Origin of the sequence: Shewanella sp. Pdp11, from assembly GCF_002838165.1 — a bacterium.
GTDB lineage: Bacteria > Pseudomonadota > Gammaproteobacteria > Enterobacterales > Shewanellaceae > Shewanella > Shewanella hafniensis.
The window spans coordinates 1,930,844-1,945,895 of the sequence record NZ_CP015194.1; the positions used below are offsets into that span (position 1 = coordinate 1,930,844).

At 46.6% G+C, this 15,052-nt stretch carries 13 protein-coding genes; 12 read left to right on the plus strand and 1 reads right to left on the minus strand.

Features of this window, described 5'->3' with window-relative positions; translation table 11 throughout:
* Nucleotides 1-263: 263 nt before the first annotated feature.
* The 3 genes from AYJ58_RS08540 to AYJ58_RS08550 all read left to right on the plus strand — a co-directional run bounded on the left by AYJ58_RS08540 (nucleotide 264) and on the right by AYJ58_RS08550 (nucleotide 2,370).
* On the plus strand, nucleotides 264-677 hold the full coding sequence (locus tag AYJ58_RS08540) for a septal ring lytic transglycosylase RlpA family protein (RefSeq protein WP_106649766.1): 414 nt from the start codon (nucleotides 264-266) through the stop codon (nucleotides 675-677).
* 214 nt (nucleotides 678-891) lie between these two features.
* Nucleotides 892-1,749 (plus strand): sulfurtransferase, encoded by an 858-nt coding sequence (locus tag AYJ58_RS08545; protein ID WP_106649767.1) that lies wholly within the window; start codon nucleotides 892-894, stop codon nucleotides 1,747-1,749.
* A gap of 108 nt (nucleotides 1,750-1,857) precedes the next feature.
* Entirely contained in the window at nucleotides 1,858-2,370 is a 513-nt protein-coding gene (locus AYJ58_RS08550; RefSeq protein ID WP_106649768.1) for a DUF2937 family protein, read from the plus strand.
* Nucleotides 2,371-2,575: 205 nt separating this feature from the next.
* Here the strand turns inward: AYJ58_RS08550 and AYJ58_RS08555 are convergent, their stop codons facing one another.
* On the minus strand, nucleotides 2,576-3,883 hold the full coding sequence (locus AYJ58_RS08555) for an NAD(P)/FAD-dependent oxidoreductase (RefSeq protein ID WP_106649769.1): 1,308 nt from the start codon (nucleotides 3,881-3,883) through the stop codon (nucleotides 2,576-2,578).
* Between the two features lie 236 nt (nucleotides 3,884-4,119).
* On the opposite strand from AYJ58_RS08555, the gene AYJ58_RS08560 reads away from it, so the two are divergent.
* The 9 genes from AYJ58_RS08560 to gabD all read left to right on the plus strand — a co-directional run bounded on the left by AYJ58_RS08560 (nucleotide 4,120) and on the right by gabD (nucleotide 15,033).
* Nucleotides 4,120-4,668: a cupin domain-containing protein gene (locus AYJ58_RS08560; RefSeq protein WP_006080693.1), complete on the plus strand. Its 549-nt coding sequence runs from the start codon at nucleotides 4,120-4,122 to the stop codon at nucleotides 4,666-4,668.
* 433 nt (nucleotides 4,669-5,101) lie between these two features.
* Complete coding sequence (locus AYJ58_RS08565) at nucleotides 5,102-5,863, plus strand: gamma-glutamyl-gamma-aminobutyrate hydrolase family protein (RefSeq protein WP_006085017.1); 762 nt, start codon at nucleotides 5,102-5,104, stop codon at nucleotides 5,861-5,863.
* A gap of 2 nt (nucleotides 5,864-5,865) precedes the next feature.
* The gene (locus AYJ58_RS08570; protein ID WP_063884501.1) at nucleotides 5,866-7,221 is read left to right on the plus strand and encodes a glutamine synthetase family protein; all 1,356 of its coding nucleotides are present in this window, start codon (nucleotides 5,866-5,868) and stop codon (nucleotides 7,219-7,221) included.
* A gap of 601 nt (nucleotides 7,222-7,822) precedes the next feature.
* The gene (locus AYJ58_RS08575; protein WP_006085019.1) at nucleotides 7,823-8,923 is read left to right on the plus strand and encodes a polyamine ABC transporter substrate-binding protein; all 1,101 of its coding nucleotides are present in this window, start codon (nucleotides 7,823-7,825) and stop codon (nucleotides 8,921-8,923) included.
* Between the two features lie 178 nt (nucleotides 8,924-9,101).
* Nucleotides 9,102-10,238: a polyamine ABC transporter ATP-binding protein gene (potA, locus tag AYJ58_RS08580; protein WP_106649770.1), complete on the plus strand. Its 1,137-nt coding sequence runs from the start codon at nucleotides 9,102-9,104 to the stop codon at nucleotides 10,236-10,238.
* Nucleotides 10,235-11,140 carry an ABC transporter permease subunit gene (locus AYJ58_RS08585; protein ID WP_106649771.1) on the plus strand — a complete coding sequence of 302 codons (906 nt, stop codon included), beginning with the start codon at nucleotides 10,235-10,237 and terminating at the stop codon, nucleotides 11,138-11,140. Before potA ends, AYJ58_RS08585 begins: the two co-directional genes overlap by 4 nt.
* Entirely contained in the window at nucleotides 11,137-11,952 is an 816-nt protein-coding gene (locus AYJ58_RS08590) for an ABC transporter permease subunit (RefSeq protein WP_006080702.1), read from the plus strand. Before AYJ58_RS08585 ends, AYJ58_RS08590 begins: the two co-directional genes overlap by 4 nt.
* Before the next feature lie 285 nt (nucleotides 11,953-12,237).
* On the plus strand, nucleotides 12,238-13,524 hold the full coding sequence (locus tag AYJ58_RS08595; RefSeq protein WP_106649772.1) for an NAD(P)/FAD-dependent oxidoreductase: 1,287 nt from the start codon (nucleotides 12,238-12,240) through the stop codon (nucleotides 13,522-13,524).
* Between the two features lie 60 nt (nucleotides 13,525-13,584).
* Nucleotides 13,585-15,033 carry an NADP-dependent succinate-semialdehyde dehydrogenase gene (gabD, locus tag AYJ58_RS08600; protein WP_106649773.1) on the plus strand — a complete coding sequence of 483 codons (1,449 nt, stop codon included), beginning with the start codon at nucleotides 13,585-13,587 and terminating at the stop codon, nucleotides 15,031-15,033.
* Nucleotides 15,034-15,052 lie beyond the last annotated feature (19 nt).

Below are 15,052 nucleotides of genomic sequence, written 5' to 3' on the forward strand. Positions count from 1 at the left end.
ATCTAAATTAGGAAACAAAGCCTCGTTATGACTGCATATTTTATCTCAACGTAAGAGCATTCACCTGTAAATACGTGATTTTAGCGTGCAACTGCTGTAGCCTCGTGGAAATTTATTGTTTCTTATTTTGATCTTTTAGGATGCAAGCTTAGAGCTTTGCCATCTAAGGTTGTTGGTTATTTTCCCTGTGACTTTTGCTGTGCCTAACGCTCGTCAGCAAAGCGTTCACTCATTAGAGAGGGTGTCATGTGAATGCGCTTCAAATGAATGCACTTCAAAACCCAATTAGGCAGTTCAATTTCGTGAAACTAGCTGTGCTGGCATTGCTAAGCTTTTTGGCTGGCTGTTCTTCAATGCAGACGGGGGAGAATGGTAACTGGGTGGGATTCACGGAAGCTGGTCAGACTTCATTTTATGGGGATAAACATCAAAATAAGCAGACGGCCAGTGGTGAACTTTACAAACATAAATTAAAGACAGCAGCACATAAAAAGTTACCCTTTGGCTCGAGTGTTAAGGTCACCAATGTCGATAATGGCAAAAGTGTTATTGTGAAAATCAATGATAGAGGGCCTTTCGTGCGTGGCCGCATTATTGATTTGTCTAAATCGGCGTTCAGCAGCATAGGCAATACTTCTTCTGGCTTGATTGACGTGAAAATTGAAGTCATTAAGTAGCGGCTATTTCGAAAATGGCGTCTTAAAAATGAGCAGTTTAAAGCACTCTCTTCAAAATATGGCTTCGCCGCAATTTAATGATTGAGTGTATGAAACCGAGTCGACGCTTTTAAATAAAATCCCAAAGCAGACAATTTGTTAAGCCGATATTTGGGCTTTACGGCATTTGGTGAGAGACTAGCGGCAGACTTGGATAATAGTAAAAGGACCCGCTATGGAATACCCACTTGTTAGTACGCAGTGGCTCGAAGCACACCTCACCGATCCCCATTTAGTCTTGCTCGATGCCAGTATGGAAACCGTTATTGGTAAAGAACCCCTAGTTTACGATGAGCCTATTTGCATTCCGCGCTCACGCAGGTTCGATGTGGAAAATGTGTTTTGCGATAAGACTTCAACTCAAATCCATGCCTTGCCGACATTTGAGCAGTTCAGCCAAGGGATAGCGCAACTTGGGATTGAGGCCGACAGTGTTATCGTTATCTATGATAATCAAGGTATTTATTCATCTCCACGGGCGTGGTGGACCTTTAAAGTCATGGGTTTTAATCGAGTCTATGTGCTCGATGGTGGCTTGCCTCAATGGATTGAAGAAGACCGCATTACATCATCGCGTTATCAAGCCGAAGGTGTAGATTACGGCCCGACGGATGTCGATACTTTAGTTGATGTGCTGCAATACCACCCCGAGCGCGTGATGGATGCCGAGGCCGTGTTATCACGTATAGAAGATGCCGAAACCGCGATTGTCGATGCCCGTGGTGCGCCACGCTTTTTAGGCCAAGTGAGTGAGCCGCGCCCCGGTGTGCGCTCAGGACATATTCCTCGCTCGGTGAACTTACCCTTCGCTCAAGTGCTCGATGGCAATAAAATCAAAACGGCCAGTGAGTTACAGGCGATTTATCAAGGGTTAGCAGCGGATAAATCCGCAAGGATATTCAGCTGTGGTTCTGGGATTACGGCGTGTATTTTGATCTTAGCTTCGGTCGCCGCGGGGCATAAAAATCCCATCCTCTATGACGGTTCATGGGCGGATTGGGGCAGCCGTAACGATCTGCCGATAGAGTGTTAATTGAGTATCACCATTGAAATTAGTGCTGTAGATTAATTAAGTTAGCGTGGTTTTTGTTGAACATCATGTGACTTCTACGTCGTTTGGCTAAATGCCAAGGAGAAACCTTTGATAGCGAGATTGATCGATAAGTTGGTATTTGGATTTATTTTAGTGATTGCCTTACAGTTACCACAACTGGCTGATCATTATCAGCAATTTCTAGCGGGACTCTATGCATCGACACAATGGCAGGTAGAAGGCTACGAGGCAACGGCTAAGGAATATCATTATGCCGATGCTGAGGCCATGATTGCCCGTCACCAGCAAAATGAAGAGCCTAGTGTGCGTGCCGACGCTGAGCAAAAAGTACAGACAATGGCGCTTTATAAAGAGCTAACAGAGGGCGTGGCTGTGTTTAACACGGGTAATTTGTTTGAAAAAACTGCCTACATGTTTAATCCAGTTCGCTTTGATTATCTTGAGAAAACCGTCAGTAACTTTAAGCCTGGGATACCTTTAACCACCAGTGGGATTGGCTTTGGGGTTGTGGTGGCGTTAGTCGTGCATTATCTCGGGTCTATCCCTTTTATCCTGTGGGCAAGGCGTAGAAAGCGCCAGAGATTAGCGAGAGCCAATTAGCTTTTAAAAAGCCGTTATGCTTGTTAGACCGAGGTCATCTCTTAGGCGAGGCTTAGCGTTGTTGAAGCCTTAATTTTACTGAATAACTTGTACAGGGTGACTCGTATCTAAATGACGAGTGGTTAAATGGTTCGTGCTTATAACAATGATGCCCATCGGATTATGTATCCGATGGGCATCATGCGTTATGGCTTCAAACCAGTCCTTAAAACAAGTCTTTAAATCTGTGATACAACATGCCAGCCGCGAGCATAGGTGAGCGAAACGTCGGGCCGCCGGGGAAGGTCATGTGTTTGATTTTTGCGAACACATCGAAGTGTCCCGCCTGTTGGCAGATAGCCTCGGCCAGTAGTTTTGCCGCCATGTGAGTGGCATTCACCCCATGTCCTGCATAGGCTTGGGCGTAGAAAATATTATTGGCATCGGGCAGGCGACCAATTTGTGGCATACGGTTAGCTCCAATACCTATCATGCCACCCCATTCATAATCGATGCGCACGCCTTTTAACTGCGGGAACACCTTCTCCAGATTCGGTCTTAGTGCTGCTTCAATATCTCTGGGGTCTTTACCTGAGTAAGTGCAAAGGCCACCAAACAGCAGTCGACGATCTGCGGATAAGTGAAAGTAATCTAAGGCAATTCGCATATCGGCGAAGGCCATATTCTGCGGGATAATGCTCGCACATTGGGCCGCAGTTAAGGGCTCGGTCGCCAATAAATAACTGCCAGCGGGTAACACTTTGCCCCCAACAAAACTGTTAAGTTTGTGGCCAATATAGGCATTGCCAGCCAGTACCAAGTATTGGCAAGTGACTTCGCCCTTGGCGGTGATGACTTTAGGTTTAGCGCCTTGAATGATTTTTTCGGCGGCGCTGTATTCAAATAACTGTGCGCCCAGATTACGGGCGACGCGTGCCTCACCCAGAGCAAGATTCAGCGGGTGTAAATGGCCGCTGCCCATATCAACCAGCGCACCTTGATAAAAATCTGAGCCTATGACTTCACCTAATTGTCCCTTAGTTAACAGCTTGATTTCTTGCTGATAACCCATGGCCTTGAGTGCGCTAAATTCTTCTTCAAGCTCATCCATGTGACGAAGTTTAACTGCTAAGTCGCAATAACCCATTTGCAGATCACAGTCGATATTGTGTTCTTGTATGCGATTTCGCACAATTTCGACGGCTTCAAAGCCCATCTGTTGAATTGCTTGAACACCTTCAGTGCCGATTTCACTGTGAAATTGTGCAGGGTCATGGCCTATGCCGCGAATGAGTTCGCCGCCGTTTCGCCCTGATGCGCCCCAGCCAATGCGTTTGGCTTCTAATAGGACGACACTCATGCCGCGCTGTGCGAGTTCTATGGCGGTATTGATACCGCTAAAGCCGCCGCCGACTATGCAGACATCGGCACTGATATTGCCTTCGAGTTGTGGGTGCGCGTAAATTTCTTTAGCAGTATCAACATAATAAGAGTGTGGATACTGTTCGCTATGCACCGGAGGTTTGCTTGCCATTATGGCTCCAAAAAATTGTTTTTATTGTAAATTGGACTTGTCTCAGTATACTCATCACACTTTTAACATGACGCAAAAAAGTGTTCGTTTTATTTAACATGCTTTTTATGTAGAATACAATGAAAGCAGTAAAACACGCGCTTTTTGGGCGAAAATGCGTTCTGGATGGTGTTTATCCTGAACAACCTGTTCGTCATCTATCGGGGTTGACCCGAGCCTTTAGGGGGATGTGAAATTTGGATATTGGAGCCAGCCTCAAAACTGTTCGAAAAATGAAAGGCTTATCTCAACGAGAATTGGCCAAACGTGCTGGAGTGACTAACAGTACGATTTCAATGATCGAGAAAAACAGTGTTAGCCCGTCAGTCAGCTCTCTAAAAAAAGTGCTGTCGGGTATCCCGATGTCTTTAGTGGATTTTTTCTCCATTGAAGCCTCTGCGGATAGTGAGCAAAAGGTCGTCTATCGATCCAATGAATTACTGGATATCGGCACTGGACCACTTGAATTTAAACTGATCGGCCGTGATTATCCCAACCGTGCTATGTCAGTGATGAGTGAAATTTATCCGCCCGGTTCAGATACGGGTGAAGAAATGCTGAAGCACGAAGGTGAAGAGGCTGCCATGGTGATCGAAGGTAAATTCGAGCTCACTGTGGGTGATGAAGTGTATATTTTGGAAGCGGGTGACAGTTACTACTTTAACAGTGAAGTGCCCCATAGATTCCGTAATCCCTTTGATGAACCTTGCCGTTTGGTGAGTGCGACTACGCCTGCGAACTTCTAGTTAAGTCATTAACTTATCCTATTATTTAACACCTTAGGCCACTCATTAGCTAAAAGTGAGTGGCGTAATACTGTTATTCAACACAACTGCGGATTTACCTACTTTCTAATCCTGTCATATTTGTTATATATCCTCTTCTTTGTGTAAATAATATTGGTTCAAATTTAGCTCGAATACGGTTTAATTTACGCAGCTAAAAGTGCGCTTTTTGTCAGCTGAAGCACTGTTTTATTCACATGAAATAACATTGAATAACCACAATATAGGTTTAACTACATGTTATTTATGCTTATTAAACACAAGTGGATTAAATAACCTTTAACAAGTGCTTAACCTCTTGCCTAGTGTGAAATTTCGGTGTACTGTGTGAAAAAATGAACATTTAAAGACAAAGTGTTCGTTATGCTAGTAAAACGAATTCTAAAGGTGAGATATGTCAGCCGATTTGCCCCTCATAGGTGTTATTGCTTGTAATCAACAACTGGGTTCACATCCCTTTAATATTGTTGGTGAAAAATACCTTTTAGGTGTCGTGAATGGCGCGAAAGGCTGGCCGCTAGTGATCCCATCGTTAGGCGGCGATTTACCGATAGACGCGATTTTAGAACGTCTTGACGGTATTTTGTTTACTGGCTCTCCTTCTAATGTAGAACCCCATCTTTATGCAGGCCAACCGAGCGAGCTTGGTACACACCATGATCCTAAACGTGATGCGACGACTTTGCCGCTGATCCACGCTGCTATCGCTGCTGGGGTACCTGTATTAGGTATTTGTCGCGGTTTTCAAGAAATGAATGTGGCCTTTGGTGGCAGTTTGCACCAGAAGTTATATGAGGTGGGTGGCTTTATTGAACATAGAGAAGATAAAACCGCATCCTTAGATGTGCAATATGGGGCTTCTCACAGTATTACTGTTGAGCCCGGGGGGCTTATTTACGAGGCCTGGGGCCGTAACTCTGCAGAGGTCAACTCTGTGCATACTCAAGGCGTGGAGCGTCTGGGTGTTGGGTTGCGGCCAGAAGCTTATGCTCCAGATGGGTTAGTGGAGGCTTTCTCCGTAATAGGTACTAAAGAATTTGCCCTCGGTGTGCAATGGCATCCAGAGTGGAAGGTGAGCGAAAATCCGTTTTACCTCTCCCTTTTCAATGCCTTCGGTGATGCATGCCGACGCAGGGCTACAACTCGAGTGAAATAATAATGAATAAGCTAATCGCTTTTTTAAAAGAACGAAAAATCACAGAAGTCGAATGTGTTATCAGTGACATGACTGGCATCGCCCGCGGCAAGATTGCACCAGTCGATAAATTTCTCGATGAAAAAGGCATGCGTTTGCCCGAAAGCGTGCTGTTACAAACCGTGACCGGCGATTTTGTGAATGAAGATGTTTACTACAGCTTGCTCGATGCTGCCGACATCGATTTTGTCTGTGTACCCGATGAAAACGCTGTTTTTATGTTGCCTTGGACCATCGAAGCCACGGCGCAGGTGATCCACGATTGCTACGACAGAATGGGTAATCCGATTGAGCTGTCACCACGTAACGTATTGAAAAAAGTCTTGTCTCTCTATGACGAACAGGGCTGGGAACCGGTTATCGCTCCTGAAATGGAGTTCTATTTGACCCGTCGTAGTGACGACCACGATTTACCCCTAAAGCCACCAATTGGCCGTTCAGGTCGACCCGAAGCGGGCCGCCAGTCTTTCTCTATCGATGCAGCCAACGAATACGATCCTATGTTTGAAGACATGTACGATTGGTGTGAGCTTCAAGGTTTAGATATCGATACCTTAATCCATGAAGATGGCCCCGCGCAGATGGAGATTAACTTCAGCCACGGCAATCCATTGTCCCTTGCTGATCAAGTGTTTATCTTTAAACGTACCTTGCGCGAAGCGGCACTGAAGCACGATGTTTGCGCTACCTTTATGGCCAAACCTGTGACTGACGAACCTGGTAGTGCAATGCACATTCACCAGAGTGTGATCAATAAAGAGACAGGCAAAAATATTTTCACCAATGAAGATGGCACTAAGAGCCAGTTATTCTTGGGATATATTGCCGGTCTGCAAAAATTCATCCCTGAGTTGCTGCCGCTGATGGCGCCCAATGCAAACTCTTTCCGTCGTTTCCTACCCGGTACTTCGGCGCCAGTGAACTTAGAGTGGGGCGATGAAAACCGCACCTGTGGATTACGTATTCCTGAGTCTTCGCCACAAAACCGTCGTATCGAAAACCGGATTCCCGGCGCCGATGCAAACTGTTATTTGGCCATTGCCGCGAGCTTATTGTGTGGTTATATCGGTATGGTTGAGGAGCTAAAACCTTCTACGCCAGTGCAAGGTAAAGCCAACGAAAGCCGCAGCAACAACACCCATTGTTTACCGCTTACCTTAGAAGAAGCCTTAGCGGCGATGGAAGAAAGTGATGCCTGTAAGGAGTATTTAGGTGAAGCCTTCACCACAGGTTTTGTGGCGGTGAAACAGGCTGAACTTGAAAACTTCCGCCGTGTGGTCAGTTCATGGGAACGTGAATTCCTATTGCTCACTGTGTAATGTTTTTGGATTAAGTGCACTAGCTGTGTTACCGCGTTAACCCAGACAAATCTGAGGTTAGCGTCGGTAACAACAAGATGGAGATTTGCACTGTTTTAGTGAAGTTGCACCCAACCGGTGCAATTCACTTGTTAAATAATCTGATGGTTTTTAATGGCTTGTTGATTAAAGTGATTATTCAATTCAGATGTGTGTCCGCTAGAAAAGTGAAATAGGCCTAACTGTTTTAAGTCGCTCGTTTGCTAGAGTCGCTAACTAATTGTTAGTCATATTTAAAATGTGTTTTATCTTAGTGGTTTTTACGATTACTTAGGGACTTGAGGCATTTGCCTTAATGTTGCAATATGTACAAGCAGTGTCATATCTAGTCTAATTTTTTGAGTGTTAATGCAATACTGATGCCTCGAAAATTTGGCACGAAACCTGATACTTAACAAATTGCAGCAAGATATAAAGCTGGCATGGATCCCGTGCCGTAGAGACTGCCGATGCGGTTTGTAAGGTGTAGCATTGGTCGAAAATAACAACAATATCCGGATAGCCCGGTGACACAATGTCAGAATTTGCTTAAGCAATTCTGCTACCCGAGAAAGGAGAAAGCATGAAGCTATTTAATAAGATGACCACTCTAGCTCTGGTCACTGCGAGCGTATTAGCGAGCGCAGCGGCCCAAGCGGAAGAAGTGGTTCGCGTGTATAACTGGTCAGATTATATCGCGGAAGATACCTTAGAAAACTTCAAGAAAGAAACGGGCATTCGGGTAATTTACGATGTGTTCGATAGTAACGAAGTGCTTGAGGCTAAATTACTGTCTGGTCGTAGTGGCTACGATATCGTTGTCCCTTCTAACCATTTTCTCGCTAAGCAAATCAAAGCTGGTGCTTTCAAACCTTTAGACCGCGCTAAGCTACCTAACTTCAAAAATTTAAATCCCGCCCTGATGAAGCTACTTGAGAAAGCCGATCCGGGTAACCAGTATGCCGTGCCTTATTTATGGGGAACCAATGGTATTGGTTACAACATAGATAAAGTGAAAGCGGCTGTGGGTGAAGATGCGCCATTTAACTCAATGGAACTGATCTTCAATCCTAAATATGCTGAAAAAATCTCTAAGTGTGGCTTTGCTATGCTGGACTCTGCCGACGATATGGTGCCTCAAGCACTGATTTATTTAGGTTTAGATCCCAACAGTTCCAACCCAAGCGATTATGAAAAAGCCGGTGAGTTACTGGAAAAAATCCGTCCTTACGTGACCTATTTCCACTCATCTCGCTATATTTCTGATTTAGCAAACGGTGACATTTGTGTGGCCTTTGGTTTCTCTGGTGACGTATTCCAAGCTAAAGCACGTGCTGAAGAGGCGGGTAATGGCAATAAGATTGGTTATTCGATTCCAAAAGAAGGGGCTAACCTGTGGTTTGATATGTTAGCTATCCCAGCGGATTCAACTAACGCAGATAATGCACTGACGCTGATTAACTATTTCCTCCGTCCAGAAGTCATAGCGCCTATCTCTAACTATGTGGCCTATGCTAACCCGAACGATCCTGCTCAACCTCTGGTTGATGAGGCTATCCGCACCGATCCCGCGATTTATCCACCACAAGAAGTGTTAGATAAACTTTATATTGGTGAAATCCGACCTTTGAAAATCCAACGCGTATTAACCCGTGTTTGGACCAAAGTGAAGTCAGGGCAATAGTCGATAAGGGGCAAGCCTAGCTTGCCCCTAGCTTGGCAGACTTGCTATGTCCAATCCTATGCATAGTTCATCCACGTATAGGATTTGACACAGTTTGGTTAACCTCTTTTCATTCATTAATCGTGTTGAACCCAGAGTTTGAGCGTGTTGACGCATCATTTTTGGGTGGAGAAGTACTATGGCAATCACCTCGGGCGTCACCAATAAACCGACAACAAAGACGCAAGAAAAAGTACTGCTCAAGATTGAGCGGGTAAGCAAGTTATTCGATGACGTGCGGGCTGTCGACGACGTGTCATTAACCATCAATAAAGGCGAAATCTTTGCTTTACTAGGCGGCTCTGGCTCGGGTAAGTCGACGTTATTGCGTATGTTAGCAGGGTTTGAAAAACCCACCTCTGGCCGTATTTTCCTCGATGGCGAAGACATTACCGATTTACCGCCATACGAACGTCCTATCAATATGATGTTCCAATCCTACGCTCTGTTTCCCCACATGACAGTGGCGCAAAACATTGCCTTTGGTTTGAAACAAGACAAGTTACCTAAGGCCGAAATTGAGCAGCGCGTACAAGATATGCTCAAGCTAGTACACATGGAGCAATACGGTAAACGTAAGCCGCATCAGTTATCCGGTGGTCAACGTCAGCGTGTAGCCTTGGCTCGTTCACTGGCAAAGCGGCCGAAATTATTACTGCTCGATGAGCCTATGGGCGCATTGGACAAAAAACTGCGTACTCAGATGCAACTCGAAGTGGTTGAAATTCTTGAGCGTGTTGGTGTGACCTGCGTGATGGTGACCCACGATCAAGAAGAAGCCATGACAATGGCGGGACGCATTTCCATTATGAGCGACGGTTGGATTGCCCAAACTGGCTCACCCATGGATATTTACGAAAGCCCGAACAGCCGCATGATTGCCGAGTTTATCGGCACTGTGAACTTGTTTGGTGGCGCGATTGAAGTGGATGAAGTCGACCATTTGATCATTAAGCCGAATGAGTTGGCCCAATCTTTTTATGTGGGTTACGGGGTGTCGACCAACGTAGAAGACAAAAATGTGTGGCTCGCTGTGCGTCCTGAAAAGACCATTATTAGCCGCGAACAGCCTGAAGGTCAGTACAACTGGGCGAAAGGAATCGTACATGATATCGCGTATTTAGGCGGTATTTCAGTGTATTACATTCGTTTAGATAATGGCCAAATAGTCCAGTGCAGTATGACTAACCGTGAGCGCCGCGCCGATCATGCCACATGGGATGACGAAGTATTTATCAGTTGGGAGGACACCAGTGGCGTGGTGTTGAGATCATGAAGATACCGACTAAATTAAAGTTTCTCAAAGGCCGTTTTTGGACCATAGGCATACCTTACACTTGGCTGCTGCTGTTCTTCGCCTTGCCATTTGCGATTGTCCTTAAACTGAGTTTTTCGACGGCGGCGATTGCAATTCCGCCCTATGAGGCTACGTTCCAATATAGCGACGATGTGTTAAATATCTTCCTGCATTTGGGTAATTACTTGATGTTGCTTGATGATTCGCTGTATTACACTGCGTATCTCAGCTCATTGAAAATGGCGTTAATTTCGACCATCGGCTGTTTGATTATTGGCTATCCAATGGCTTATGCGATTGCCCGTGCGCCAGCGCGGTTGCAAACCGTATTGCTGCTATTAGTCATGTTGCCTTCTTGGACCTCATTTTTAATCCGGGTTTATGCGTGGATGGGGATTTTAAGTAACACTGGGATCATCAACCATTCACTCATGTGGTTGGGAATCATCTCTGAGCCGTTACAAATCCTCAATACCAATATTGCCGTGTATATCGGCATTATCTATGCGTATTTACCTTTTATGATTTTGCCTTTGTACGCCACCTTAGTGAAACTCGATATGAGTTTGATTGAAGCGGCGTCTGATTTAGGTTCAAGCCGTTTAAATACCTTCTGGAAAATCACTTTCCCGCTGTCAAAAAGCGGTGTGATTGCTGGCTCTATGTTGGTGTTTATTCCTGCTGTGGGTGAGTTTGTGATCCCTGAGCTACTCGGTGGTCCAGATTCATTAATGATAGGTCGAGTCTTATGGCAAGAATTCTTCAATAACCGCGACTGGCCTGTGGCTTCGTCACTGGCGATTGTGATGTTGGGCTTATTGATTATTCCTATTACCTTATTCCATCGCTATCAGGCGCGTAGTTTGGAGAAAGACCTATGAAAAAGTTAAGTTTTTCTTCAGCGATGTTGTGGTTTGGCTTGTTCTTCCTGTATGCACCTATGTTAGTGCTGGTGATTTACTCCTTTAACGACTCTAAATTAGTGACGGTATGGGGCGGATTTTCACCTAAATGGTATGGCGAGTTATTTCAAGACCAACAGATTTTAGATGCGGTGTGGACCAGTCTACGGATTGCCTTTTATAGCTCAACCATGGCGGTGATTATTGGCACTATGGCGGCTTTTGTGATGACGCGATTTAAGCGCTCATGGGCGAAGCTGACATTATCGAACATGATCACAGCACCACTGGTTATGCCTGAGGTGATCACGGGTCTGTCTTTGCTACTGCTGTTTGTGCACATGGCCGACTTGTTTGGTTGGCCTAAAGAGCGCGGCATGTTGACCGTGTGGATTGCGCACTCAACATTTTGTGCTGCCTATGTGGCTGTGGTTGTGTCGTCAAGATTGCGCGAGCTGGACATGTCTATCGAAGAAGCGGCAATGGACTTAGGGGCAACACCGCTGAAGACTTTCTTCCTCATCACAGTGCCTATGATTTCGCCGGCGCTGGTGGCGGGTTGGTTGTTGTCATTCAGCTTGTCATTAGACGATTTAGTGATCGCAAGCTTTGCCTCTGGCCCAGGAGCAACTACGCTGCCTATGGTGGTGTTTTCCTCGGTACGTTTAGGGGTTTCGCCTAAGATCAACGCCTTAGCGACGCTAATCATTCTGTGTGTTTCGTTAATCGCCTTCTTGTCTTGGTATATGGCAAGGCGGGCAGAGAAACGCGACCGCACACCGATGAACTAGTTAGCTTAATATAAGGTGGCTTTGGTATCGCCAAAGCCACCCTTGTTAATTGTCACCGCTCCCATCATCCGCTTCGCTTTGCAGGCCAGTTCTGCGACTCGACACCATTAATATGACATCGCTTAGCTTAAGTCGCATGACATCATTGAGCTTAAGATTATCGCGTGTTTGAAATATCAAACAAAATGTAAATTATTGCACTTTTCTGGCTAGTGTTTCGTTTTCTGAAGGTGTAGGATGTGATGGCTGTTTAAAATAATGAACATTAGAATTCAAGGGAACAACATGTCTGCCATAGCTCACGCTGGATCATATTATGCGGCATCGGCCAACGATAAGGTTGAACGTCCGCGTCTACAGGAATCGATTGAAGCCGATGTTTGTGTGATTGGCGCAGGTTATACAGGCCTTTCTGCCGCGCTGCATTTATTAGAATCTGGCTTTAGTGTGGTGGTGTTAGAAGCCGCTCGCATTGGCTGGGGCGCCTCGGGCCGTAATGGCGGACAAATCGTCAATAGTTTTAGCCGTGACATTGATACTATTGAAAAAACAGTCGGCAAAGAACAAGGTAAACTCTTTGGCCAAATGGCCTTTGAGGGTGGAAAAATCATTCGCGATCGGATTGCTAAGTACAACATTCAATGCGATCTCAAAGATGGCGGCGTGTTTGCTGCGATGAACGAAAAGCAAATGGGTCATCTGCGCCATCAAAAGCAACTGTGGGAAAGCCACGGTCATGTTAATCAGCTTGAACTCCTCGATGCCAAAGGTATTCGCGGTGTAGTAAATACTGAGCGCTATGTCGGTGGTCTGCTTGATAAAAGCGGCGGCCATATTCACCCGCTTAACTTAGCTCTTGGCGAAGCGCGCGCGGTCGAATCCCTCGGCGGCAAGATTTATGAAGACTCAGCAGTGCTGAGTGTCGATGAAGGCGATAGCCCAGTTGTGCATACGGCGCAGGGCAGTGTTAAAGCCAAGTTTGTGGTCGTGGCGGGTAATGCTTATTTAGGCAAGTTATTACCAGAACTGCAGGCGAAATCTATGCCCTGCGGCACGCAAGTGATCACCACTGAGCCCTTGAGTGACGATCTAGCGGCGAGCTTATTACCGCAGGATTACTGCGTCGAAGACTGTAACTATCTGCTCGATTATTTCCGCCTGTCTGGCGACAAGCGGATGATTTACGGCGGCGGCGTAGTGTATGGCGCCCGCGATCCGGCGGATATCAAGTCGATCATTATTCCGAACATGCTCAAAACCTTCCCGCAATTAAAAGATGTGAAGATTGATTATGCCTGGACAGGTAACTTTCTGCTGACGCTATCGCGCCTGCCACAGGTCGGTCGTATTGGTAAGAACATCTATTATTCACAGGGTTGCAGTGGCCACGGTGTCACTTATACCCATCTGGCGGGCAAGTTACTGGCCGAAATGCTCAATGGCCAAGCCACGCGCTTCGATGCCTTTGCCGCATTGCCACATTATCCCTTCCCCGGTGGTCACGCACTTCGCGTCCCTTTTAGTGCTATCGGAGCTTGGTATTACACTTTGAGAGACAAATTAGGTATCTAGTCTGTTTCACTTATTTTCATTCGAGGCAAGTGATTGCCTCACTAATGCGAGGACGTCCTTGTGTTGCTAAAAGATCCGAGTTTGCTGCGTCAACAATGTTATATCAACGGCCAGTGGTGTGATGCCGAGTCGAAAGAGACTGTCGCCATCGCCAATCCTGCTACGGGCGCTGTGATTGCAAGCGTCCCTGTAATGGGGCAAGTCGAAACCCAAGCTGCGATTAAAGCGGCGGAAGCGGCGCTGCCAGCTTGGCGAGCGCTCACAGCCAAAGAGCGCGGCGCTAAATTAAGACGCTGGTTTGAATTACTCAATGAAAACAGTGATGACCTCGCGTTATTGATGACCACAGAACAGGGCAAACCGCTGGCGGAAGCCAAGGGTGAAGTGACCTACGCGGCGTCCTTTATCGAGTGGTTTGCCGAAGAAGCGAAACGTATCTATGGCGATACCATTCCCGGGCATCAAGGGGATAAACGCTTGATGGTGATTAAGCAGCCCGTTGGCGTAACGGCGGCGATTACGCCGTGGAACTTCCCTGCGGCGATGATCACTCGCAAAGCGGCTCCGGCTCTCGCCGCGGGTTGTACTATGGTGGTTAAGCCTGCGCCGCAAACGCCGTTTACCGCATTAGCCTTGGCCGAACTGGCCGAGCGTGCGGGCATTCCGGCAGGGGTGTTCAGTGTGGTCACAGGCGATGCCGTCGCGATTGGTAATGAAATGTGCAGCAACCCGATAGTGCGTAAGCTGTCGTTCACTGGCTCGACCAATGTCGGCATTAAGCTGATGGAGCAATGCGCGCCAACACTTAAAAAATTATCTTTAGAATTAGGCGGTAACGCGCCATTTATCGTGTTTAACGATGCCAATATCGATGCAGCTGTCGAAGGCGCCATGATTGCTAAGTACCGTAATGCCGGCCAAACCTGCGTCTGCGCTAACCGCATTTATGTGCAAGACGGTGTATACGACGAGTTCGCCTTAAAACTCAGCACTGCTGTGGGCAAGCTCAAAGTCGGAGAGGGCATCAAGGAGGGCGTCACAACGGGCCCGCTGATCAATGCCGCCGCGGTCGAAAAAGTACAAAGTCACCTTGTCGATGCCATTGCCAAAGGCGCATCTGTGGTCGCTGGCGGTAAAGTCCATGACCTTGGCGGTAATTTCTTCGAGCCAACCGTGCTCACTAATGTCGATAAAAGCATGCGTGTCGCCCGTGAAGAGACCTTTGGTCCACTTGCGCCGCTGTTTAAATTCAGTGATGTCGACGATGTGATTAAACAGGCTAACGATACGGAATTTGGCCTCGCCGCCTATTTCTATGGTCGCGATATTTCACTGGTGTGGAAAGTCGCCGAAGCCTTGGAATACGGCATGGTTGGGGTCAACACTGGCTTGATTTCGACTGAAGTGGCTCCCTTTGGTGGGATGAAATCTTCAGGGCTTGGCCGCGAAGGTTCTAAGTTCGGCATCGAAGAATATTTAGAAATGAAGTATATCTGCATGTCCGTTTAATACGGTCCGATTTGGCGTG

Coding starts and splice junctions, on each gene's coding strand:
- AYJ58_RS08540 (WP_106649766.1), top strand. CDS start 264: ATGAATGCACTTCAAAACCCAATTAGGCAGTTCAATTTCGTGAAACTA.
- AYJ58_RS08545 (WP_106649767.1), top strand. CDS start 892: ATGGAATACCCACTTGTTAGTACGCAGTGGCTCGAAGCACACCTCACC.
- AYJ58_RS08555 (WP_106649769.1), bottom strand. CDS start 3,883: ATGGCAAGCAAACCTCCGGTGCATAGCGAACAGTATCCACACTCTTAT.
- AYJ58_RS08565 (WP_006085017.1), top strand. CDS start 5,102: ATGTCAGCCGATTTGCCCCTCATAGGTGTTATTGCTTGTAATCAACAA.
- AYJ58_RS08570 (WP_063884501.1), top strand. CDS start 5,866: ATGAATAAGCTAATCGCTTTTTTAAAAGAACGAAAAATCACAGAAGTC.
- AYJ58_RS08575 (WP_006085019.1), top strand. CDS start 7,823: ATGAAGCTATTTAATAAGATGACCACTCTAGCTCTGGTCACTGCGAGC.
- potA (WP_106649770.1), top strand. CDS start 9,102: ATGGCAATCACCTCGGGCGTCACCAATAAACCGACAACAAAGACGCAA.
- AYJ58_RS08585 (WP_106649771.1), top strand. CDS start 10,235: ATGAAGATACCGACTAAATTAAAGTTTCTCAAAGGCCGTTTTTGGACC.
- AYJ58_RS08590 (WP_006080702.1), top strand. CDS start 11,137: ATGAAAAAGTTAAGTTTTTCTTCAGCGATGTTGTGGTTTGGCTTGTTC.
- AYJ58_RS08595 (WP_106649772.1), top strand. CDS start 12,238: ATGTCTGCCATAGCTCACGCTGGATCATATTATGCGGCATCGGCCAAC.